General features: G+C 38.8%; 17 protein-coding genes. 2 read left to right on the top strand and 15 right to left on the bottom strand.

What is annotated here, in order from left to right; genetic code table 11:
* Nucleotides 1-135 precede the first annotated feature (135 nt).
* The 12 genes from AC0N32_RS14645 to AC0N32_RS14590 all read right to left on the bottom strand — a co-directional run bounded on the left by AC0N32_RS14645 (nucleotide 136) and on the right by AC0N32_RS14590 (nucleotide 19,698).
* Complete coding sequence (locus AC0N32_RS14645) at nucleotides 136-3,831, bottom strand: phosphoribosylformylglycinamidine synthase (RefSeq protein WP_476394600.1); 3,696 nt, start codon at nucleotides 3,829-3,831, stop codon at nucleotides 136-138.
* A gap of 290 nt (nucleotides 3,832-4,121) precedes the next feature.
* Nucleotides 4,122-4,595 (bottom strand): transposase, encoded by a 474-nt coding sequence (locus AC0N32_RS14640; RefSeq protein WP_476394599.1) that lies wholly within the window; start codon nucleotides 4,593-4,595, stop codon nucleotides 4,122-4,124.
* Nucleotides 4,596-5,126: 531 nt separating this feature from the next.
* Entirely contained in the window at nucleotides 5,127-6,086 is a 960-nt protein-coding gene (locus AC0N32_RS14635) for a WG repeat-containing protein (protein WP_476394598.1), read from the bottom strand.
* A gap of 77 nt (nucleotides 6,087-6,163) precedes the next feature.
* Nucleotides 6,164-7,591: an adenylosuccinate lyase gene (purB, locus tag AC0N32_RS14630; protein WP_476394597.1), complete on the bottom strand. Its 1,428-nt coding sequence runs from the start codon at nucleotides 7,589-7,591 to the stop codon at nucleotides 6,164-6,166.
* Nucleotides 7,592-7,734: 143 nt separating this feature from the next.
* The gene (locus tag AC0N32_RS14625) at nucleotides 7,735-8,148 is read right to left on the bottom strand and encodes a hypothetical protein (protein ID WP_476394596.1); all 414 of its coding nucleotides are present in this window, start codon (nucleotides 8,146-8,148) and stop codon (nucleotides 7,735-7,737) included.
* Between the two features lie 76 nt (nucleotides 8,149-8,224).
* Nucleotides 8,225-10,552, bottom strand: a complete 2,328-nt coding sequence (gene bglX / locus AC0N32_RS14620) for a beta-glucosidase BglX (protein ID WP_476394595.1) — start codon at nucleotides 10,550-10,552, stop codon at nucleotides 8,225-8,227.
* A gap of 152 nt (nucleotides 10,553-10,704) precedes the next feature.
* Nucleotides 10,705-11,406: a carboxylesterase family protein gene (locus tag AC0N32_RS14615; RefSeq protein WP_476394594.1), complete on the bottom strand. Its 702-nt coding sequence runs from the start codon at nucleotides 11,404-11,406 to the stop codon at nucleotides 10,705-10,707.
* 172 nt (nucleotides 11,407-11,578) lie between these two features.
* Nucleotides 11,579-12,967 (bottom strand): glucoamylase family protein, encoded by a 1,389-nt coding sequence (locus AC0N32_RS14610; RefSeq protein WP_476394593.1) that lies wholly within the window; start codon nucleotides 12,965-12,967, stop codon nucleotides 11,579-11,581.
* A gap of 20 nt (nucleotides 12,968-12,987) precedes the next feature.
* Nucleotides 12,988-14,385 (bottom strand): glucoamylase family protein, encoded by a 1,398-nt coding sequence (locus AC0N32_RS14605; protein ID WP_476394592.1) that lies wholly within the window; start codon nucleotides 14,383-14,385, stop codon nucleotides 12,988-12,990.
* Between the two features lie 49 nt (nucleotides 14,386-14,434).
* Nucleotides 14,435-15,331 carry a LamG domain-containing protein gene (locus AC0N32_RS14600; RefSeq protein ID WP_476394591.1) on the bottom strand — a complete coding sequence of 299 codons (897 nt, stop codon included), beginning with the start codon at nucleotides 15,329-15,331 and terminating at the stop codon, nucleotides 14,435-14,437.
* Between the two features lie 4 nt (nucleotides 15,332-15,335).
* Complete coding sequence (locus tag AC0N32_RS14595; RefSeq protein WP_476394590.1) at nucleotides 15,336-16,814, bottom strand: RagB/SusD family nutrient uptake outer membrane protein; 1,479 nt, start codon at nucleotides 16,812-16,814, stop codon at nucleotides 15,336-15,338.
* A gap of 13 nt (nucleotides 16,815-16,827) precedes the next feature.
* Nucleotides 16,828-19,698: a SusC/RagA family TonB-linked outer membrane protein gene (locus tag AC0N32_RS14590; RefSeq protein ID WP_476394589.1), complete on the bottom strand. Its 2,871-nt coding sequence runs from the start codon at nucleotides 19,696-19,698 to the stop codon at nucleotides 16,828-16,830.
* Nucleotides 19,699-20,131: 433 nt separating this feature from the next.
* Between AC0N32_RS14590 and AC0N32_RS14585 the strand changes: the two genes are divergently transcribed.
* The gene (locus AC0N32_RS14585) at nucleotides 20,132-20,809 is read left to right on the top strand and encodes a DUF4197 family protein (protein ID WP_476394588.1); all 678 of its coding nucleotides are present in this window, start codon (nucleotides 20,132-20,134) and stop codon (nucleotides 20,807-20,809) included.
* A 41-nt stretch (nucleotides 20,810-20,850) separates the two neighbouring features.
* Entirely contained in the window at nucleotides 20,851-21,156 is a 306-nt protein-coding gene (locus AC0N32_RS14580) for a DUF493 family protein (protein ID WP_042721409.1), read from the top strand.
* 57 nt (nucleotides 21,157-21,213) lie between these two features.
* Here the strand turns inward: AC0N32_RS14580 and AC0N32_RS14575 are convergent, their stop codons facing one another.
* From AC0N32_RS14575 to AC0N32_RS14565, 3 genes are all read right to left on the bottom strand, one after another.
* Complete coding sequence (locus tag AC0N32_RS14575) at nucleotides 21,214-21,564, bottom strand: ArsC/Spx/MgsR family protein (RefSeq protein WP_476394587.1); 351 nt, start codon at nucleotides 21,562-21,564, stop codon at nucleotides 21,214-21,216.
* Between the two features lie 75 nt (nucleotides 21,565-21,639).
* The gene (locus AC0N32_RS14570; protein WP_476394586.1) at nucleotides 21,640-22,254 is read right to left on the bottom strand and encodes a deoxynucleoside kinase; all 615 of its coding nucleotides are present in this window, start codon (nucleotides 22,252-22,254) and stop codon (nucleotides 21,640-21,642) included.
* 31 nt (nucleotides 22,255-22,285) lie between these two features.
* Nucleotides 22,286-23,239 (bottom strand): hypothetical protein, encoded by a 954-nt coding sequence (locus AC0N32_RS14565; protein WP_476394585.1) that lies wholly within the window; start codon nucleotides 23,237-23,239, stop codon nucleotides 22,286-22,288.
* Between the last annotated feature and the right edge of the window lie 52 nt (nucleotides 23,240-23,291).

Here is a 23,291-nt window from a genome sequence, read left to right as displayed (position 1 = left end):
CGGCAAGGTATTGCGGTTTTCAGCATTTTCATTACGGTTTTCCGTAAAGCAGGAAATATTTACCCCATAAGACTAAAGAAAAATGCCTCTGTTGAACAACAAAGGCATTTTACATTATTTTATTTACTTGATTACTTATTTAAAGTATTCCACTCCGTTTTTGAAGATGTTGTGGTAATTCGCAGTCGGGATGTTTTTCATCAGCCCTTCGGCGAAACGTTCCGGGTGACCCATTCTTCCGAAGATTTTACCGCAGGTGCTGGTAATTCCCTCGATTCCGAATAAGGAATTGTTTGGATTGAACGGCATTCCGTGGGCGATGTTTCCTTCCAGATCCAGGTATTGCGTGGCAATCTGCCCGTTTTCATACAGCTTCTGAATTTCTGCTTCCGATGCCATGAAACGTCCTTCTCCGTGGGAAATCGGAATGGTGAATACCTGATCCTTCATTCCTTTCAGCCAAGGCGATTCATCGTTCACTACTTTTACGTTCACCATCTGGGAAATATGTCTTCTGATCGCGTTGTGGGCCAAAGTCGGCGAATTTTCGTCCAGATCCTTGATTCTACCATAAGGCAGCAATCCGGATTTCACCAACGCCTGGAAACCGTTACAGATCCCGATGATCATCCCGTCCCGGTCTAATAATTCATGAACCGCATTTCTCATCTTCTCATTTTTCAGAACGTTTACGATGAACTTTGCAGAACCGTCCGGCTCGTCACCGGCTGAGAATCCTCCTGAGAACGCTAAGATCTGGGAAGATGCGATTTCTTTTACCCATGCATCAATGCTTTCTTCCAGCAACTGGTGATTGATATTGATCAACGGTAAACTGCTGGTCACCGCACCTTCTTTCGCGAAAGCATTCAGCGTATCATATTCACAGTTGGTTCCCGGGAATACCGGCGCAAACACCTTCGGCTGGGCGATTCCGTGTTTTTTGATGATGATATTTCTCGGATTGACAGAGTTTAATTTTTCATCCAGTTCCACCGTCAGTTTTTCTTTTTCAACCGTTGGGAAAAGGTTTTCAAATGTATTTGTATTAGCTGCTAAAAGCTTGTTGATGATTGTTGATTGATCGTTGATGGTTAAAACTTCATCCGAAACAACCTCCCCTATCAACTGAAGGCTTACAGAGCTTAATTCTTCCGAAGATTCGATGATTAAGCTTCCGATGTTTTTGGATAAGAGCGCTGCCTCATCAACTTTAATCTCTGCTCCTAACCGGTTTCCGAAGCTCATCTTCGCTAAGGCAACAGCTACTCCGCCTTCCTTTACGGTTTTTACGGAAACAATTTTTCCGGCTTTGATGTTTTCAAAAATCAGTTCAAAAACAGCTTTTAAGGCATCATAATCCGGCAGTCCGCTTTCCTGGGCGATATGGTTGAAGAAATAGATTTTATTTCCGGTTTTTTTAAATTCGGGAGAAATGATATTTTTCTTTTCCCCATTGGCACAGGCAAATGAGATCAGGGTCGGCGGAACATTCAGATCCTGGTAGGTTCCGCTCATCGAGTCTTTTCCTCCGATCGCAGCCAGCCCGAGGTTCATCTGGGCATCATAAGCCCCCAATAGTGAAGCCAACGGTTTGCCCCATTTTTCAGGATTCTGTCCCAGCTTTTCAAAATACTCCTGGAAACTTAACCTGATATTCTTATAATCACCACCCATCGCTACGATTTTCGCCACACTTTCCACCACGGCGTAAGAAGCTCCTAATAATGAGTTTTGCTTGGAAATCTCCGCATCGAAGCCCCAGCTTGCCAGGGAAACGGTTTCAATATCTTTTGCTCCGATGACCGGCAGCGTCTGCACACTTCCTTCCATCAGCGTCTGCTGGTATTTCCCTCCTAAAGGCATCGCTACCGTAGTCGCTCCGATGGAAGAATCGAACATTTCCAGCAATCCTTTCTGGGAAGCTACATTTTTATCGCTTAATATTTTCAGAAAATTCTCTTCGCTGAAAACCTGTGTTTCTTGTTTTACCTCATCAAGATGCGTGATTTTCACTTCCTGGCTTTTTGAGCAGCCATTCGTATCTAAAAATGCTCTTGAAAGGTCTACGATTTTATCGCCTTTCCAGAACATCTGCATTCTTCCGGAATCGGTTACTTTTGCCACTTCTACGGCAACAATATTTTCCGCTTCACAGAATTTAATGAACTGTTCTTTGTCTTTCGGATCTACCACGACCGCCATTCTTTCCTGGGATTCGGAAATAGCCAGTTCGGTTCCGTTTAATCCTTCATATTTCAAAGGCAGAACATCCAGATTGACTTCCAATGAATCGGCTATTTCACCGATGGCCACGGAAACACCTCCCGCTCCGAAGTCGTTTGATTTTTTAATCAGCTTTGTTACTTCAGGATTTCTGAATAACCTCTGGATCTTGCGTTCTTCTACTGCATTTCCTTTCTGAACTTCAGAACTCATGGTGTGGATGGAAGTTTCGTCCTGTTCTTTGGAACTTCCGCTCGCACCTCCGACACCATCACGGCCCGTTGCGCCTCCAAGAATGATGACAGAATCTCCGGCTTCCGGCTTCTCTCTTCTTACCCAATCTACGGGAACGGCCCCGGTTACGAAACCGACTTCCATTCTTTTGGCCTTATAGCCTTCATCATAAATTTCAGAGACCATGGTGGTTGCTAAACCGATCTGGTTCCCATACGAAGAATATCCGTTAGCCGCCTGTTTGGTAATGGTTTTTTGTGGTAATTTTCCAGGTAAGGTTTTATCCACCGGTTCCAGAACATCTGCAGCACCGGTCAATCTCATCGCTTGGAACACAAAAGAACGCCCGGACAAGGGATCCCTGATCGCTCCTCCCAGACACGTTGATGCCCCTCCGAAAGGTTCGATTTCCGTAGGGTGATTGTGGGTTTCGTTTTTAAACAGTAAATACCACGGTTCTTTTTTACCGTCGTATTCCGCTTCGATCTGAATGGTGCAGGCATTGATTTCATCGGAAACCACAAGGTTTTCCAGGTTGCCTGTTTTATGGAAATACCGGGCGCAAACGGTAGCGAGATCCATTAAGGAAATCGGCTTCAGCTCGCGGCCCAAGAATTTTCTTTTTTCGATATAATCGTTGAAGATCGTTTCCAGCGTATGCTTGAACTCGCCTTCAAATTCAATGTTTGACAGTTCCGTCTCAAAGGTCGTGTGGCGGCAGTGGTCGCTCCAGTAGGTATCGAGTACTTTCAGCTCAGTTTCTGTAGGGTTTCTCTGTTCGGATTTAAAGTATTCCTGAATGAATTTTAAATCGTCCAGGCCTAAAGCGAATCCGTGGCTGTTGTAGAACTTTTCCAGCTCGGCATCGTCGAAACTGATGAAATTTTCGTGGATAATCACTTTCGACGGCGCTTCTTCTGCAGGAATATCCAAAACGGATAAATCTTTTTCCTGGGATTCTACTTTGTTGATCAGAAGGTCTTTGATTTTTACAAGATCGTGCTCTGAAACACCTTCAAATTCGATGAGCTTTCCGCTTCTTACCTTGGATTTTTCATTCTCCGTGAGCAAAGCGATACACTGTTGGGCCGAATCGGCACGCTGGTCGTATTGCCCCGGCAAAAATTCCATGGCGAAAAAGATTCCTTCCGCCGGATTTTCCTCATGCAAAATATCCGTTACCGGATCTACGAACGTACTGTTGACGGTTTTTTCAAATTCTCCGTCGTTCAGTCCGAAGATGTCGTACACATTGTAGACTTTCACTTTCTGTACGGCAGGAACCACCGCTTTTACTTCATCAAAAATTTTTGGACTTTCCACATCGAAAATTCCTCTTTTTTCTACGAAAATTCTTTTGTTTTGAGACATTAGATGTCAGTTTTTATTTAGATTTATTTTTTATTTCAATATCGTCTGGCATTTGCCATTTTTGCGATTACAAAGATAGCATTCCTCCGGAATGCATGTCCTATCCGTTGCTATATTTCTACACAGATTTCATTCGCATGGAATGAATAATGTCTATTTTATTATACTCCGGATGTTCAAAATATTTAGACAACTATTTTAATTATCTTTTTTATAATAGGCAATGATTCCAGAGGAATCACATCTGTGTAGCTCATTATATCTGCAACAATCGGCATTCCATAGGAATACTATCTCTTTTCGTCATAAAACTCAAAAAGATATTCTTCCTTAAATTCAATTTCAAAAGCTTCCAGCATTTCCAAATATTCTTCTTTAAAACTTTTTTTTAAATGGTGCTTTTCCTGGTTTAAAACATAATTCACCACTTTATCTTTCTGGCTTTTCGCATAGGAAAATGCACCGTATCCTTCCTGCCATGAAAATTTTCCGAAACATAATTTTCTTTCATTAATAAAATTCGTTGATTCTATTTTCACGGTCTTCATTAACTCCGGAATCGTAATCTGCAGATTTTTATAGCTGAAAAAAATATGAATGTGATCCGGATTGACATAAATGGCCAACACTTTCTGTCTTTTAGCTGTAAATATTCCACAAATGTATTTTTCTATTTCATTACGGGAATCAGATCCTAGCTTAATGTCACGCCCTTTTGTAGCGAAAACCACCTGAATGTAAATCTGTGTATAGGTATTGGGCATATGTATTCATTTTTCATCATTATGCAAAGATAGCATTCCTACGGAATGCAGATTTACTTTTTACCATCTTGCTACACAGATTTCATTCCTACGGAATGATTGTGAAAGCATATATCCTGAATTGTCGCATCGGCGATGCGACAATTTAAAATCTCAACATATTATTTTTTATTATCATAATTTTTGCAGTTCACTTTTTTCTACACAGATTTAATTCCTACGGAATGAATAGGGTTCATTTAAATATCCCCTATATTCAAAATATTTTAAATGTATATTTAATTATCACCATTTCATAACATGCATGATTCCAGAGGAATCATATCTGTGTAGCTAATATAACCTATAACAACAGGCATTCCGGAGGAATGCTATCTCTCGACCTATAATATCATTATTTCTACACAAATTATATTGTACTAAACGGACAAATACCTCTCTTTAATAAATTTATTTTCTGCTTGCTTATAAACTTTAAATAATGACTCAGTTTCAATTTTTCAGGCAATGTCTGGAAAATTTGATATTTTATTAATCACTCAACTTATTCGGATTATCCGGATGTTCTTTCTGAAATTCTTCAGCCTGCTTCCGTTGTTCTTTCAGCCATGTTTCAAACGGAATTTTTTCATCATCATATTCGAGGGCGAAAACTTTACTGCCGTCTTCCGAAACCAGAAATTTCAAGCCGGATAAGCCAGCCTCTACTTTCCTGTAATCGTAGGCGTTCACCTGATAAAACGGAAAATTTCCTTTCGGACGTTCTACGATTTCAAAGAATAATTTCTTTTCGTCATCAGATAATTTTGTATAATGATTAACATAATAAAGCTCTGAAAGTTTTTTGTTCTGCTTTTCGAAAAACTGAAGAATCGTTTTTTCCTTTTCAGTGTATTTGAACGGATTAGGGTAATATTTTCCGTCAACTTCAATCGCACTTTCAGATTTTGAAATGGGTTTCACAATTTCTCCTTTACAATTCATCACACCCCAGGTTCCGCCGACCATTGCTTTATGCTCGTCTTCCGTTTTTTCCCAGTCGCAGCCGTCGCAAAACGCGGCATATCCATAATTGAAAGGCGATACAAAATCATGCAGAGGTTTGATAACAACTGTTCCGTTGCGATCTACAAAACCTACTTTCCCATCTTTCACGAACCTTCTGACACCTTCGGAGAAATAATCTGCGCCGTTGTCATAAAAGAAGGGTTTGTAGAGAAAATTGCCTTTTCTGTCGTAGACGTATCCCCATTCATTTTTCTGAGGTTTTTCATCTTTTTTAAAGCCATCAAAATAAATGGTTTCCCCTTTTACCGGTTCGCCATCTTTGAGATACGAAAAAATTTTAAACTGTGCCGGCACGATGATTTTACCGTCTGAATTTTTAACGCCAACCAAAGAGTCTTTCGATTTAAAATACGTTAAAACTTCTTTGTCCTGGGAAAAAACAAATATCGGAACCAGCAATGTCATTAAACCTAATCTTTTCATTTGAGTCGGTTTTAAATTATAAAATCCGGAAACTATTTATAAATGAAATATGCAGCCCAAAAGGACTGCATATAGCGTTATACTTTAAGATCAGCTTCGAGCCCGATCAGGTCTTTGTTCTGATCGATGATCGGCTGTACTTCGTTTTTGATGAATTCTTCGGTCTGGATCGGAGCAAAACCGATGAAGTTTTTAGGATCCAGTACTTCTTTCAGTTTCGACTTATCGAATTTTAACGAATCGTCGTTAAGGATTCTTTCGATCAGGTCGTTTTCTTTTCCTTCCATTTTTACCTGCTTCGAGGCTTCCATGGAATGAACCCTGATTACTTCGTGGATTTCCTGACGGTCTCCGCCGGCTTTCACTTCTTCCATGATGATGTATTCCGTTGCCATGAAAGGAAGCTCGTCCATAATATGTTTGTTGATCCTGTTCGGATATACCACGATGCCGTTCATGATGTTGTTCCAGATCAATAGAATGGCATCAACTGCCAAAAACGCCTGGGGAATAGTCAATCTCTTGTTGGCAGAATCATCCAGTGTTCTTTCAAACCACTGGGTTGAGGCTACCATTGCAGAACTGGTCGTTAATGACATTACATATTTAGCCAAAGCTCCGATTCTTTCACTTCTCATCGGGTTACGCTTGTAGGCCATAGCGGATGAACCGATCTGGTTTTTCTCGAACGGCTCTTCAATTTCTTTAAGATTCTGAAGCAAACGTAAATCGTTAGTGAATTTGTGTGCTGACTGAGCAATGTTTCCTAATAAAGCCACTACTTTCGCATCGATTTTACGATCATAGGTCTGCCCGGAAACGCCGAATACTTTTTCAAAACCGAATCTTTTGGATAATTCTTTATCTAAATGCTTTACTTTAGAATAATCACCGTCAAAAAGCTCCAGGAAACTCGCCGCAGTTCCGGTGGTTCCTTTTACTCCTCTGAATCTTAATGTTTCCAGGAAGAAATCAAGCTCTTCAATATCCAGCACCAGACTCTGTAACCAAAGCGTGGCTCTTTTTCCTACGGTAGTCAACTGAGCCGGCTGGAAGTGGGTAAATCCTAAGGTCGGAAGGTCTTTGTATTCAATAGCGAAGTCCGCTAAGTTTTTGATGACGTTTACCAACTTTTTCTTTAAAATTAAAAGCCCGTCACGGATCTGGATCAAATCGGTGTTATCTCCTACAAACGCCGAAGTTGCCCCGAGGTGAATAATTCCCTTGGCTGAAGGTGCCACATCTCCATAGGTATGAACGTGCGCCATTACATCATGACGGAACTTTTTCTCATATTCTGCCGCTTTATCGTAATCGATATTCTCGGCATTGGTTTTCAGTTCTGCGATCTGCTCGTCGGTGATGTCAAGGCCTAAATCTTTCTCGATTTCAGCAAGCGCGATCCAAAGTTTTCTCCAGGTGCGGAATTTGTTATTGTGTGAGAAGTTAAATAACATTTCTTCACTGGAGTAGCGCTCTTCCAATGGATTTTTGTAGGAATTCATTCTTTCTTTTACTTTTAGGTATGCAAAAATAGGATTTTTCAGCGAGAGTTGAAAATCGTTCGCGACTGAGTGGTATTATAAAAATAGTTAACAGATGAGAATTAAATGATAAAAAGCCACTCCTGAGAATGGCTTTATGTTCGTTATTGATAAATTACTACATCATTTTTCTTAATCTGGTAGCCTTTTTTCCGATAAGGAACCAGGACATAAGCATCTTTTATGGCTTTACCGCTTTTCCAGATCTTGCTTTTTCCCTGTCTTTCCAGGACAATACTTTTTGCGGCGCCATCCGGAATAAAAATTTCTGCTTTTTTCATGTTTCTGCTGAAAATAACCGCCGTCATCGTGGAATAGCTTTTGTTGCCATCCACTTCTTTAAGTTTGATTTTCTGCTCAAAAACGCGTACACATTCGTTTTTTATCTGGGAATACGTATAGCCCGCAGAGCCAATACATCCATGAACATCACGGTCATTTCCTACAACCGTTGGGTTTTTCTGAGCAAGCATTAAAGATGCAAGGAACAATAAACTGAATAAGATTGTTTTTTTCATATGTCTGTTTTTAAATTTCTATGGTTTTATTACACTAAATATACAAAAAAGTCACTCGATTTGAGTGACTTTAGAATTATTTTGTCCAGTTGATTTTTGAATGTTTCACATCGGAAGAACTGGTTCCGATCATGATGTCGAATTCTCCCGGCTCCCAGTCGTATTTCAGGTCACCATTGTAGAATTTAAGATCTTCAGGAGTAATGTTGAAGGTAATTTTCTTAGATTCTCCTTTTTTCAGCATGACTTTCTGGAAGCCTTTCAGTTCCTTTACAGGTCTTGTGATGGAGCCTACCATATCTCTGATGTAAAGCTGTACCACTTCAGCCCCGTCATAATTTCCGGAATTTGTCACCGTCACGGAAGCCTGTACGGTCTGGTTTCCTTTTGGATTAGAATTGGAAACCGTAACATCAGAATAGTTGAATTGAGTATAGCTCAATCCATACCCGAACGGATAAAGCGGCGTATTACACTCATCCATATAATTGGAACGGAATCGCTGGTATTCACATTTGTCTACAAGCTTCTGATCCAAAGGTCTTCCGGTATTTTTCTCGTTATAATAAATAGGCACCTGCCCTAAGCTTCTCGGGAAGGTCATTGGCAGTTTTCCTGAAGGATTTACTTTTCCGAAAAGAACATCGGAGATCGCATTTCCTGCTTCAGAACCGGGGAACCATACATTCAGAATAGCCTCAGGAGCGTCTTTCACGTTGGTAAGTGCTAACGGACGACCTGTGAACAATACCATCGCTATCGGCTTTCCTGTCTTTTTCAATTCGTTTAATAAATCTACCTGAGACTGAGGAATAGTGATTTCTGTTCTTGAAGAAGATTCACCACTCATTTCGGCGGATTCTCCTATAGCAAGAACGATAACATCTGCTTTTTTGGCAACATCTACGGCTTCTTTTAATAAAGCTTCTTTTGAACGATTGTCACGATCCGTTTTCTTACCATGAGCCGCATAGATCTCCTCCAGTTTCGCATTATCATCAATATTCGCTCCTTTTGCAGAGATGAACTTTACGTTTTTACCGTAGTTGGCTTCAAGTCCCTGAACCAAGTTCACAGATTTTTCATGCTTGGCTGCCACGCTCCATGTTCCGGTCATGTTGATGGAATTATTCACCAAAGGGCCGATAACCGCTACTGTTCCGGTGGCTTTTAAAGGTAAAACCTGGTTTTCGTTTTTCAGTAAAACAATGGATTGGGCCGCAACATTTCTTGCGATATTTCTGTTTTCCTGGCTGAAAACTTCTTTTGCCGCTAATTTTGCATCTCCGTGTTTGTAAGGATTATCGAATAATCCGAGATCATATTTTGCTTCAAGGATTCTTCTCGCTGCCATATCGATTTCAGCCTGGGTCACTTTTCCTTCCGATAAGGATTTTTTAAGGGTCGTTAAGAAACCTTCACCCACCATATCCATATCGATTCCGGCTTTCAGTGCCAAAGCAGAAACCTGCTGAAGGTCGCCCATTCCGTGGTCTACCATTTCGTTGATCCCCGTATAGTCGGTTACTACAAATCCTTTGAATTTCCAACGGTTTCTCAGGACTTCTGTCTGAAGCCAACGGTTGCCGGTTGCCGGTACGCCATCCACTTCATTGAAAGAAGCCATTACCGATGCTACTCCCGCATCAACGGCCGCTTTATACGGTGGGAAATATTCGTTGAACATTCTGATGTGGCTCATATCAACCGTATTGTAATCTCTTCCGGCTTCTCCTGCTCCGTATAAGGCAAAGTGTTTTACGCAGGCTAAAATCGTATTCCCGGCGGCAAGATCTTTCCCCTGATATCCATACACCATATTTTTGGCGATTTCGCTTCCTAAGTACGGATCTTCGCCCGAACCTTCGGAAACCCTTCCCCATCTTGGTTCACGGGAAATATCCACCATTGGGGAGAAGGTCCAGTTGATTCCGTCTGCTGAAGCTTCTTTCGCTGCTACACGGGCCGACTGCTGAATCAAATTCATGTCCCACGATGAAGCCAATCCCAAAGGAATGGGAAAAGTCGTTTCATATCCGTGAATTACGTCCATCCCGAAAATCAAAGGAATTTTGAGACGGCTGTTTTCAACGGCTACTTTCTGAACCGCCTTGATTTTATCAGCCCCTTTTATATTGAACAGTCCACCTACTAAACCCTGCTCCACTTTTTTTCCGATGTCTGAGCTTTTCGCCAAACCTGTGGTAAAGTCGCCTGAGCTTGGTAAGTTTAGCTGTCCGATTTTTTCATCCAATGTCATTTTAGACAAAAGATTATCGACGAAGGCTTTCTTCTTAGCCTGATACTGTGCCGTCTGATAGGCCTGAACCGGCTTTGATACCATTTCCTGGGCCGAAAACACAGGTGCCAGCGCCAAAGTGGCCATAATCATTAACTTTTTCATAAAATCTATCTTCTTTAATTATATAGTTCTTTTTTGTAATAATAATTATTTAAATGCAAACAACAAACTTTTAAAAAACAATTGTCGCCGTTGGATCCTGTATTTAACAAAGATCGTAAACATTTTAAATGACGGTTATTAATTTTACTTAATTATTTCCTTTTTGACAACATCCACCGGTACAATTCGGGATTGGAATAGGTAGAATCCCAGGAATTGTGGTTGTCGTTCGGGAAAATGGTGAGTTCTGCCGAGGGGTTTACCGGATGCAGCTTCTGGTAAAAATTGAAGGCGTTTTCCGGAAGCACCACATCATCCATTCCACCGTGGAAAATCTTCATATTCAGGTTTTTGTACTGATGAATATTGGCATACATCACCCGATCTGTGGGTGCACATACGGAAACAACCGCGGCAAACATTTCCGGGTGTTCCATCGCCAGCTTCAAGGTTCCCCATCCGCCCATGGAAAGGCCGGTAAGATAAATTCTTGAAGGATCAATTTTATATTTTGCCTGAATTTCCTTAATCAGCGCATATACGGTTACCGTATCCCACCAGGTATTTTCCGGGCATTGTGGTGCCAGGATCGCCACCGGTTCTTTGATCAGGTTTTTATAGGTGAAGGGACTATGTGCTTTCACCATTTCCAGGTTATTGCCCCTTTCACCCGATCCGTGAAGGAAAACGATGAGCGGTACATTGCCTTTGGCATTTTGCGGATAATCCAATATATAGGAGATCTTTTCCTGTCTCTTTATTTCCTTATTTAATTCCGATTTTATTTCCTGGGCGTGTAAGCTGAGAGAAAACGGAAGAAAAAGAAGGGGTAAATGCTTTAGTTTCAGTTTCATTTTTAACTTGTATGTTTGGCTAAAGCCGTTTGATGAATTGCTATTTATAAATCGGTGTCTTGTTTCTATTCAGGTTGTCCTCCTAGCCCTGATGGGAACGGCATCCTTTTTTTGGGAGGGAAAAGCCAGGCAAAAAAAGATACAGTGGACAGCAGGATCAAGCTCCTGAACATTACCGGATGTTGTATTTTTCAGATTTAAAACTCAGTTTTTTCAATCCCTGCTGAATTTCCGGAGCGTTCATGAAGAGCTTCCATAAAAATCCGGTTCTGTAGTTTTCGATCATCGGAGCAATGGTTCCCTGGTCGATGGCTAAATATCTCGGGGTCGTCCAATTGTCGTAATGAATGGAATTGGCATCGTAAGGACCTGCTGATCCGATAAATTCAGGTTTTTGAGTGTACAGAAATCTCAGAAAATCCATCGATTCTTTCGGCGTGTAGGGGAAACTGCTCAGTGCTGCGGTAGGGGTAATCACACCACGGTCATTCTGCGGGAAATGGGCATCATAGCCTACACTTCCGTCCTGGTTTCTGGAGTAACTGGCTGTTAATCCCCAGTAATCCGGGCCATAGCCTTTCCAGTGTTTCGGGTTTTCGACACAATATTTGTAATCGATCATCACCTGGTTTTTATTTAAATCAAAATAATTTTTAATAAGTTTATCGGACAGGTTGGTCGGATCCAGGCCGATATAGGAGTAATGAGCCCAGAAGAGCGGACCGCCGTATTCATCGGCACCGTTGTGTTTAACGTACATTGGGAGCCCGTATTTCTCTTTGTCTGAAAGATAGGTCCCGTTTCTGGTCCAGCCTTTGTAATAGGTTTCGGCGTCAATCGGATAGGTAGGTGATGAGGCGGCTAAAATGTAAGTAATCAGGCATTCGTTGTATCCCTGCAACGGAAAATTCATTTCCCACTGATAGTCGGGTGACCAATGCCAGTAAAGAACCTTCTCCCCTCCTTTGGTGTACCAGTTCCATTGGATGCCTTTCCAGAGGTCGTCGCATTTTTTGGCCAGGGCTTTTTCTTCGGCATTTCCGTTTTTAAAGTATTCCCGGACCATCAGGATTCCAGAAGTAAGGAAGGCTGTTTCCACCAGGTCGCCGCCATTGTCTTTTTTCCCGAAAGGCACCGTCTTGCCCGTTTCGCCATTGATCCAGTGGGACCAGGCGCCTTTGTGGCGGTCGGCTTTTGCAAGGAAATCCATCATGGTGGTCAATCGTTTCACTGCTTCCCTGCGCGGCACAAATCCTCTTTCCACGCCAACCAGAATTGTGGCCAGGCCAAACCCGGAACCACCTGTTGTAACAACATGTTTATCATTATCCGGATAAATATTATCTTCATGATAGCGTTCCCTTCCAAGCAAAGAATGTGGTTCGGCGTAATCCCAGAAGTATTTCAGGGCATCTTTCTGGACTTTGTCCATTAATTGCTGATCGGTAATATCACTTTTTACCGCCTGCATTGTCAGCGTCTCCTTTTGAGAAACCTGTGAATTTTTGCAGGAAACGGTGAGTAGTGATACTGCTGTTATTGACATTAAAATCCTCTTCATATTTTATTTTTTGTTTTTAATTAAAAACCGTATTGTGTCGAGTGAAAGCCTAACTTGATCAATCCTTGTTTTACATCAGGCGCATTCATAAACAACTGCCATAAAAACTGGGTCTTGTAATTCTCAATCATTGGTGCGATGGTCCCCTGATCAATGGCAAGATATCTTGGCGTAACCCAATTGTAATGAACAGAATAGGCATCATATGGCCCTGCGACGCCTACATATTTATTGTAATTCTCATTATACAGAAATCTCAGCATATTCATACTTTCCGTAGGGGTATATGGCATGCTTGAAAGTGCTGCTGTAGGCGAAATAACACCTAAATCATTGTTCGGCTGGTGTCCGGCATATCCGGTAGAGCCATCCGAATTTCTGGAATAGCTTGCGGTAAGTCCCCAGCTTTTTGAATTGTAGCCCTGCCATCCTTTTGGATTTGTCAGACAGTACTGGTACATGATCTTTGCATGATTGGTTGTTACATCTCCGTAATTTACATATTCATCAGAAAGTCCTCTCGGGTCCAGGCCCAGGAATGAGTAATGCGACCAGAACATCGGTCCTACTGTGCCATTGGCTCCATTATGATTTACCACGACGGGAATTCCGTATTGAGATCCTGTATTTTTGATGCTTCCGTTTCTGGCCCAGCCTTGCTGATAAACGGGTTTATCAATAGCATAATTGGGGGAAGCTGCTGCGAGGACATAGGTCATCAATGTTTCATCAAACCCTTTCAGCGGCAAATTCATCTGGAAATTGTAGTTAGGTGACCAATGCCAGTACAACACGTTTTGTCCCTGGGTATACCAACTCCATTCGATTCCCTTCCATAGCGCATCAGCTTTCTGCGACAGTGTCAGTTCCGAACTGTCGGAAGAGTTCTTAAAGAATTCTCTCACACAAATTAATCCCTGCGCCAGAAATGCCGTTTCAACGAGATCTCCGCCGTCATCCATTGTACTAAATGGAATTACTTGCCCATTTGTGCCATTCATCCAATGTGGCCATGCGCCGTGAAAACGATTGGCACTTTGCAAGAAATTAAGTGAAGTAGTAAGTTTTGAAACTGCTTCAGCTCTGGAAATATATCCATTTTTAATTCCTACAAGAATTGTCATCAATCCGAAACCCGAGCCTCCGGTCGTTACAACATTAGCATCCTGAGACGGATTATCTGTATGGTATCTTTCCCGCGCCAGCTTTGAATTGGTTTCTGCATAGTCCCAGAAGTATTTTAAGGCGTCTTTCTGAACCATTTCGATGAGCTGGGGATCGGTGTAGTTGTTTGTGGGGGGATTGGTGTTGCCATTGTTTCCACCCAGCGGAGTGCCTGATCCAGATGAAGCATCATCAGAAGAGCAGCTATTAAATATTATACTTGACAATAATATTGTTGATATAATCTTTCTCATATTATAAATGTAAAAAAAGGCCTATTTCTAGGCCTCATTTAAATAATAATTATCTGTTATCTTTTTCAAGTTTGTACAAGGCATCAATCTCACCAGCAGAGAGAGCTTTATCATACATTCTGAATTCATCCATTAGTCCTGTATAGTTAAGCATCCAGCTATCTGGTGATCCCCAAGGTGTACCTAAATGCTGTTGATATCCTCCAATGATAAATTTAGAAACATTTGAATTTGCTAAATCACCAAGTGGCCCCCCACCTAAAGAAGGATCATTATTATATCTTTTTGTAATACTATCAGGCAGTTGAATTTTTACACCATCAATGTACAAAGAAAATAACGACATCCCTCCATCATAAGTCCAAACAACATGTTTCCATTTATCATACATATTATCTAATTTATTTGTTCCGCCAGTTTCAATAAATTGTCCTGCCCAAGGAATGTTAGGTGTTACATCTTTTTGAATGTGAAATTTCATTAACATTTTTCCATCAGTAGAGCTTTCAATCAAAACAAAAATATTCCCCCAGAAGTCTGTTGTTTTAGGTAACATGAAAAGACATTGTGCTCCTCCTGTATGGGTAGAAGTTTTAATCCACATTGATTGGGTTATGCTTTTCAAGTTTTTAATTTTATCACTTACATCATTGTAACTAATAAAACCGTTTGTTAATCCCTTATAAGCCATACCTTTTACTCCAGTATCGAAAGTATTTCCAGAGACATTTCCTCCAGTTACTCCACTTTTTGAATCTATCGTTGAAGAATTATCAAAACTAATTTTACTTATTAAGTGATCTGATGCTATTTCATCAGAATTTTGATACCCTCCGATTGAAGCGTATGGTACAGGCAAATTTTCTTTATCTATATTGTCTTCGCAAGAACTTAGAAAAAAAAGTCCTGCAGCGATTAATGTAATATTTTTAATTATTTTTTTCATAATTTTAGTTATATCCGGGATTTTGTGTAGAATATTTCGAAGCCTGAAGCATAAAGCTTGAAGGTAAAGGGAATACTTCATGTTTTCCGACTACAAAAGTTTTACCATCAGCAGCCATTGCAGATTGAGCTTGACCTGTTCTTACAAGATCAAACCATCTATCATGTTCCATTGCCAATTCAAATCTTCTTTCTTTCCATACAGCAAGTCTAACATCTGATTGTGAAGCAGCTAAAGTATTACCCAATCCAGCTCTAGTTCGTATTTGATTAACTAAAGTGATTGCTTGAGTTGTATTTCCTTGTTCATTATATGCTTCCGCTAACATTAATAAAACATCAGCATATCTAATTACCCTTAAATTTTGTGAAGCAAAATCGTTTCCAGAAAAACTGGGAGAATAAGCTTTATAATTATACATTGGATTAGATACCGTTGAAGGTAAAACGACACCATCATACAAAGTTTGTCCACGGAACATTATAGTTGCATCTTTTCTTAAATCACCTGTTTCATAAGCATTTAATAGGGTATTCGAAGGTGTATTAAATCCCCAACCCCAGCCACCAGCGCCTCTAGGAGCCTGAACTTGAGAATATTGTTTAATACCAGGGCTAGTAAGATTTGTACTTCCTGAAGGTCCTCCAATACTTTGAATTTCAAATAGTGATTCTTGATTATTTTCTCCACTAATTTTAAATACATCCGCATAAGAAGGCGTGAGAGAGTAACCGGAAATCTGAGTTCCATAAGTTATTACATCAGCCCACTTTTTTTGATATAATGCTACTTTTGTCATTAACCCAAGTGCCGCACCTTTAGAGGCTCTTCCTACATCAGAAGTTCCATAAGCACTCTTCACAGGTAATACTGCAATTGCATCTTTTAAATCTTTTTCAATTTGAGCATAAACCTCAGCAGTTGATTTTCTTGTTAAAAGAGCTACATTATCTGCTTCAGAAGCTGGATCTGGAACGTGATCTATTATTGGAACCCCCCCAAAACATCTAACTAAATTAAAATAATAATAAGCCCTTAAGAACTTAGTCTCAGCAATAAGCCTATCCTTTAATGCCGGGCTTGCTTTATCTAATAACGGCAAATATTTTAATGCCTGATTACATTTATTAATTCCTTCGTAATTTCCTTTAAACACATCACTAACAGATCCACTGGAAGAATCAAAAGTTAATGCATCCATTAAGTTTTTATCCGACCCTGCATCACCCGGATCTGAGCCTTTATCAGCTTCATCGGAAGTAATACTTGTCATACCAATCCATGCAAATGAAGAAGTATCCCACTCAAGTAATTGCGCATAAGCAGAAGTTACAAAGCTTTTAGCTCCTTCATCGTTATTATATAATTCCAAATCAGCCGTCGATATATTTTCGGTCGGAGCTACATCTAAAAAATCGTTAGAACAACTTACAGAAAACATTAAAGTTCCTGCCATTAAAAGTGTTATATATCTATTTTTCATTATTATTCTTATTTTAAAATTTAACATTCATTCCAAATACGAATGATCTTAATTTAGGATAAACACCTAATTCTATACCTTGTGTTCCATAGGCGGGGCTTCCATCTCCATTAATCTCAGGAGAATAACCGGAATATTTTTGCCAGATAAAAGGATTGATAGCACTCGCATAAAAACGTAGAGATGTGATCATCTCACTAAATTTTGGCAATGTATAGCCTAATGTAATGTTATTAATTCTAAAAAAGTTTGATGATTCTAAATAATAGTTAGAAGCAACCGGCTGAACATTTGTTGGACTTGGATTTGGAGAATTTGTATTTGTTGGAGTCCAATAGTTAGTGGCTATACTATATTCAATATTTTCATTTCCATTTCTAACTGCTTTTTTACCGTTAAATACTTTTCCTCCCATTTGCCCATATCCATCAACTGAAAAATCTATATTCTTATAGTGTATCCCAGCAGTTACTCCATAATTAGTAGGAGCAATTACAGATCCGAAAAATCTTCTGTCTGCATCTGTAAGCTTAGACCTTTCAACAACATTGTTATTCTTATCATAATATACGAAGTTACCTTGGTTATCATATCCAGCTACTTCATATAACCAAAAACTACCAATAGGCTGTCCTTCAGAAAGCTTCTTTGTAATTTGACCATTCCCCAAGCTTCCTCCGGTTAATGTATTAGCAAGCTCACTAAGTGATTCTACATTATTTTTATTGTAAGCTATATTACCTCCTATCCAATAAGTAAGATTATCACCAATTTTATCATCCCAACGCAAACTTCCTTCTATACCTTTATTAGAAACGCTTGCTCCATAATCATAATAAGGGTTACCTATACCTGTCGTTACAATAGGCTTTAAATCTAAAATAGCTTGTTTATTTTTTTTGTTATAAATATCTACACTACCTTTCAATCTGCGATTTAAAACCTCAAAGTCCAATCCTATAGAAGTTTCTTCTGTGGTTTCCCACGAAAGCTTAGAATTTACTAGTGTGTTAACTGTAATACCTGAATTAGCGCTTCCTCCAATACCATAACTATACAAATCAAATGGAACGTAATTAAGCGGAACATTCTGATTTCCCAGTCTACCCCAACCACCACGTATTTTTAACAAATCAAAAAATCCGTCTTGCATAAAGTTTTCTTTCGAAATAACCCATCCTGCGCTGAATGCTGGGAACGTTCCCCATTTTTCTCCATCAGCAAATTTTGAAGAACCATCTCTACGTATGCTACCTGATAATAAATACTTTCCAGCATATGAGTATTGTAATCTTCCAAAATAAGAATTTAATCTAGATGTATTAGTAGTAACATTTCCTCCATCTCTTCCTGTCGGAATCTGTGTAAAATCATTTACGGTTGCAAAATTTGCTCCCCAGTAGTTAGACAATTGTGGTACATTACCATAGATAATTCTACTATTGTATACACTTCCAATTTCGCTGGCTTCCGTACCTAATGTAACTTCTAAATCATGCTTACCAATTTTTTTAGTATATGTAAAATAATTAGACCAATTCCAATTAAAGAAATGACTAGCATTTTTAGTTACTAAATTATATGGGTTGGTAAGTCTACCTGTGGTTGCGTCCTTTGTATTAAAGAATGTGTTATAGGCATCATCTCCAACGATATTATTTGGATGCCCCATTAACCAAGAAGTAATATTATCTGCATAAGAATATTGGTTATAATTATTATATTCGCCTCCAAACTGTGAAGTAAATTTCAAATCATCTAATATTTTATATTCAGCAGTAATACCTCCAAAAAGGTCAAATGTCTTCTGTTTTTCATTATTTAAAGCTAACTGTGCAACCGGATTAGAAACATTATTGATTTGTGTAAGAGATCCAGCAGTACCCGCAAATCCATTATCCTGAACATAAGAATTAGCATAAATACCATTAGCCCACTGAATAGGAATTAATGGAGATTGCTTGTATGCATCAGTAAAAGCAGATAGTGGTTTAGGAGTATTATTATTATTTGAGAAACCTAAAGTTTGTGTAATTTTTATTCTTTTGGAAACTTTAAATTCATTATTTGTTCTAAAGTTAAAACGTTTGTATTCCATTCCTTTAAGAATAGTTTGTTCGTCATAATAACCTAAAGCAAAATTATAATTTACTTTATCGGTACTTCCTGATAAAGAGACATTATGTTGACTATAAAATCCTGTTTGTGTAATTGCTTTCATCCAATCAGTATTGACTGGTTGGTCTTGTGAAAATCGTATAGATCCAGTTGCAAGATTCGAATAATTAGCAAAAAGATTACTACCTGCCATTTTTACGGTTTTAAGCATATCTCTTACACCAACAAAGGTATCATATCCAACAGTCATTTTTCCTCTACCTTGTTTAGTAGTAATGATAATAACACCATTTGCTGCTCTATTTCCAAAAATAGCCAAAGCACTTGCATCTTTTAATACTTCATAAGACTCAATATCATTTGAATTTATATTATTAATGAAGTTAGCGTTTGTATCTCCATCAATTTGAACTCCATCCACAACGTATAATGGAGCTCTTCCTCCTAATGCAGTACCAACACCTCTAATGATTACAGAGGGCTTACTTCCTGGGTTATCATCTGCAACAACATTAACACCCGCAACCTTGCCTTGAATAGCTTGGTTAGCATTCATCACCTTAGTCTTAGACACTTCATCAGCTTTTAGTGATGATACAGAAGTTGTCAAATCACTTTTCTTCCTTGTTCCGTATCCAATAACTACGACTTCTTCTATTTTTTTTTCTTTTGTAATAGAATCATTCGGAGTAACCTGTGCATTGACATTCATACCGAAGTAGAGAACAGCAATGAGACATGAATACTTTAAATCACTTTGTTTCATATAGTTATATTTTATTCGTACAATCAAATTAACAAAAAAGACAGGGTCTTTTTTCATGCTTATCATTGAATATTAACATATTCTCATAAAAAGACATTATTCAAAATTATAAAAATATCTTGAACAATGTTAATTTTACTTAATGTTTTTATTTTTCTGTTAAAATTTCAATTTTATTTAATACAACAATATTGATTTACTGTTAGAAAGTATATCTAAAAATAACTCATTATCCATTAGATTTTAAGTTAATTTTACCTGTATATTATTAAAAAAAATATTTTTAGATTAAGTGAAATTTGTAATAATTCTAATCAAATCTTACTATTATTCTGATATGGTCTTATCATTAATCACTATAAAATTTGTTAAAATAATAATTGTACTTAAATTTGGTTCGTTATTTGAAAATATTAGAGTTTAATTAAAACAAATGAAAAAGTATATTATTACCGCTGCTTTCATTATAGGCACAGGAGCTATTATCAATACAGCAGTGCAGTCATGCACTACTCTGGCAACGTCCGATATCGGGCTTTCAATCATTAAGAAGTTTCTTTTGAACGGGATTGATAAAGGCGCCAATATTTATAGCAACCGGGAAGCTTTTCTTCAAAACAATATGGTTGATAAAGCACTTCCTAAGCAGTTGAGGGAAATTAATTCAATGCTTGAAAAGGTTGCGCCATCGCTGGTACAAAAAGAAAGAGCCTACATTGCGGATGCTGCCGTCTATACGGTCAACATCTCAAAGCCTATTCTTGTTGGAGCGGTAAACAGTCTTAACGCTCAGGATGTAACAAGAATCATTCAGGGAGAAAAAGGAACGGCGACATTAATTCTTAAGGAAAAAACTTCACAGCAGCTTATCGCAGCCATTACTCCAAAAGTTGAGGAACAGCTGAACCAGTACGGAATTGTGAGAAGCATTAATACGGCACTGGCCGGAAGCAATCTTTTAGGCAGCCTTCTTGGCGGTAACAACACGACCGTTAATTCAGGAGGATTAAGCCAGCTGGCCTCCGAACAACTTGTAAACGGGATGTTCAATATCATCGAAGATTATGAAATTCAAAACTCAAGCTCACTCTTAGGACCACTTGGGAAATAAAAATTATTTCGTTATATTTATATATTATTTAAAATTGGTAAATGGATATTTTACAAGGAAATCAACATGCAAGTCCGGAGGATTTTTATAATTCACTAAAGACAAAGCTGGAAGATCATCATGATTTTCCGGAAGATTATTTATTTAAATTCATTATTCCGACGGACCAGGCAAAATTAACTGAAATTTACAGGGTTTTCGACGGAATAAAATTTACACTGGGAAACAGGGAGAGCAAAAACGGAAAATACACCGCGTGTAATATTAACGCTTTTGTTCTGGATGCCGACCAGGTCGTTAAAATTTACAAAGAAGTCGCAAAAATAGAAGGTGTTATTCTTTTATAAATAAAAAAGTCAGCAATTACGCTGACTTTTCTGTTTAAGTTCTTAATATGTTTTTATTTATTTTTCTATAAAATACTTAACATTTTCAATAGGCCTTCCCAACATAGCGACGGAGCCTTTGATAATAATAGGTCTCTGAATCAGTGACGGATTTTCCGCCAGGATATTGATCCATTCTTCTTCAGAAAAATTTTGATCTGCAAATTTTTCAAGATACAGTTTTTCGTTTTTCCTAATGATATCAAAGACACTCTGATTGAGCTTTTTCAGAACCGTTTTAATTTCCAAAGGGCTTAACGGATCCTCAACCATATTAATGATTTCGAACGGAACGCCATTTTCATCCAGGTACTCGAGGACTGCATTGGATTTTGAGCAATTGCCGTTATGTAAAACTTTCACTAACATTTTTGGTGGTATTTAATCCTAAACAAATTTAACAACAAAACGCTTTAAACTACTTTAATTTATAATAAATCTTTGTTAAAACAATCCGTATAGCTCGGCCTCAATTTTTTCAAGGATAAACCCGAAATCTTCCGGCTTCTCTACGAAATCAAGGTCATCAACTTCTATGATCAACAGCTTGCCTTCGGTATAATTGGAGATCCATTTTTCGTATTTCTGATTAAGCTTGGAAAGATATTCAATACTAATGGAAGCTTCGTATTCTCTTCCCCGTTTGTATATTTTCTTCACCAGGTTAGGAACATCAGATTTAAGATAAATCAGCAGATCGGGTGCAGAAACAAATGATTTCATCAGGTTAAAAACAGCGGCGTAATTATTAAAATCCCTGTCCGAAAGAAGGTTCATATCGTTAAGATTTTCAGCAAAAATATGAGCATCTTCATAAATCGTACGATCCTGAATAATATTTTTACCGCTTTCCCTGATCTCTTTTACCTGACGGAACCTGCTTCCTAAAAAGTAAATCTGGAGCGCAAAACTCCACTTGCTCATATCCGCATAAAAATCTTCGAGATAAGGGTTGTGGTCAACATCCTCAAACTGTGCATCCCATCCGTAATGCTTCGAAAGCATGGTCGTTAAAGTTGTTTTTCCGGCTCCAATATTTCCTGTAACTGCAATATGCATATTTTCTCCTTAATGTTAATGATTTATCCTATTAATTCCCTGCAGACTCCAGGGTAGAAATATCCTCAATAAGCTTTTGCAATGAGCTTTCCGCAGGGTTTTTATCTTCAATTCCCTGGGTTTCCTTCTCCAGTTTTTCTTCCGGGTTGTCCGGTTCCGAAGTGTTCTGCTCCGACGGCTTTACGTCCTGCTCTGTCGCTTTAGGTTGTAGTTCTGTTTCTGTCTGTGGCTGGTTTTCCTTATTTTTTTCGAGGCTGTAAAGATAAAGTTTGTTGGCCTTGATTTCAAAATAAGAAAGCGTATTTTTATCCACAATCTGTGCCTCCGGATCTTGAAAAATTTTCACCATTTCTTTTTCGGGAATGCATTTCAGAATAGCATTTTGAGTAATTACCAAAATATTTTCATTTTCTCTCCGGAAACGTTTTCCGTTCTCAATGGGCGCTTCAAAGATTTTTTCAAACTTAAAGGTATAAACCCGGATGTGCTGTCTCGTTAAAATATAGACCTTATTTTCATACACCAGAAGATCCATCAGATCATCAAAACTTGCGTCGAAAGGATAAGAATTGATGATTGTTTCATTCCTGAAATTATACTGGATCAGCCTTTTGGTACTTTCGTCCAGTAACCAGAGCTGCTGCAGATCTTCTGCGTAAGTCATTTTGATAAAACCGAATTTCTGCTTGAAATCAACGCGCTGGATCTCATTCATATTCTGGTCGAAAAATTTAAGTTCCTGGGCATTTTCGGAAAAAAGCGGCACACTCAAAGGGTTCTGTACGGTCTGCACTTTATACGGAACGGTAAGCATCATTTTACCGATCTGTCGCCCCAACGAATCGTATTTGGTAAGGCTGAAATCCTTGTTTTTGTAGATATAGAGATTTCCGTAATCGTCGGCAAGCATATCTTTGGCTTCCTTAAGCTTCAACGTATCTAAAGGAAGAAATTTCTGCGCCTGTAGCGAACAGAAAAAAAACATGCATATCAAATATAATATTCTCAAATTATTTTACTGAAGTAGCGCTCCTGAG

The organism is Chryseobacterium endophyticum (assembly GCF_056333165.1).
Note: the sequence above shows the minus strand (reverse complement) of the source record. Positions and strands in the feature narration are given on the sequence as shown.

Excerpts from the sequence above, each read along its gene's own strand:
- purB (WP_476394597.1), bottom strand. The coding sequence starts at position 7,591 with ATGAATTCCTACAAAAATCCATTGGAAGAGCGCTACTCCAGTGAAGAA.
- AC0N32_RS14635 (WP_476394598.1), bottom strand. The coding sequence starts at position 6,086 with ATGAAAAGATTAGGTTTAATGACATTGCTGGTTCCGATATTTGTTTTT.
- AC0N32_RS14590 (WP_476394589.1), bottom strand. The coding sequence starts at position 19,698 with ATGAAACAAAGTGATTTAAAGTATTCATGTCTCATTGCTGTTCTCTAC.
- bglX (WP_476394595.1), bottom strand. The coding sequence starts at position 10,552 with ATGAAAAAGTTAATGATTATGGCCACTTTGGCGCTGGCACCTGTGTTT.
- AC0N32_RS14595 (WP_476394590.1), bottom strand. The coding sequence starts at position 16,814 with ATGAAAAATAGATATATAACACTTTTAATGGCAGGAACTTTAATGTTT.
- AC0N32_RS14605 (WP_476394592.1), bottom strand. The coding sequence starts at position 14,385 with ATGAGAAAGATTATATCAACAATATTATTGTCAAGTATAATATTTAAT.
- AC0N32_RS14645 (WP_476394600.1), bottom strand. The coding sequence starts at position 3,831 with ATGTCTCAAAACAAAAGAATTTTCGTAGAAAAAAGAGGAATTTTCGAT.
- AC0N32_RS14615 (WP_476394594.1), bottom strand. The coding sequence starts at position 11,406 with ATGAAACTGAAACTAAAGCATTTACCCCTTCTTTTTCTTCCGTTTTCT.
- AC0N32_RS14565 (WP_476394585.1), bottom strand. The coding sequence starts at position 23,239 with ATGTTTTTTTTCTGTTCGCTACAGGCGCAGAAATTTCTTCCTTTAGAT.
- AC0N32_RS14575 (WP_476394587.1), bottom strand. The coding sequence starts at position 21,564 with ATGTTAGTGAAAGTTTTACATAACGGCAATTGCTCAAAATCCAATGCA.
- AC0N32_RS14610 (WP_476394593.1), bottom strand. The coding sequence starts at position 12,967 with ATGAAGAGGATTTTAATGTCAATAACAGCAGTATCACTACTCACCGTT.
- AC0N32_RS14570 (WP_476394586.1), bottom strand. The coding sequence starts at position 22,254 with ATGCATATTGCAGTTACAGGAAATATTGGAGCCGGAAAAACAACTTTA.
- AC0N32_RS14600 (WP_476394591.1), bottom strand. The coding sequence starts at position 15,331 with ATGAAAAAAATAATTAAAAATATTACATTAATCGCTGCAGGACTTTTT.
- AC0N32_RS14640 (WP_476394599.1), bottom strand. The coding sequence starts at position 4,595 with ATGCCCAATACCTATACACAGATTTACATTCAGGTGGTTTTCGCTACA.
- AC0N32_RS14580 (WP_042721409.1), top strand. The coding sequence starts at position 20,851 with ATGGATATTTTACAAGGAAATCAACATGCAAGTCCGGAGGATTTTTAT.
- AC0N32_RS14625 (WP_476394596.1), bottom strand. The coding sequence starts at position 8,148 with ATGAAAAAAACAATCTTATTCAGTTTATTGTTCCTTGCATCTTTAATG.
- AC0N32_RS14585 (WP_476394588.1), top strand. The coding sequence starts at position 20,132 with ATGAAAAAGTATATTATTACCGCTGCTTTCATTATAGGCACAGGAGCT.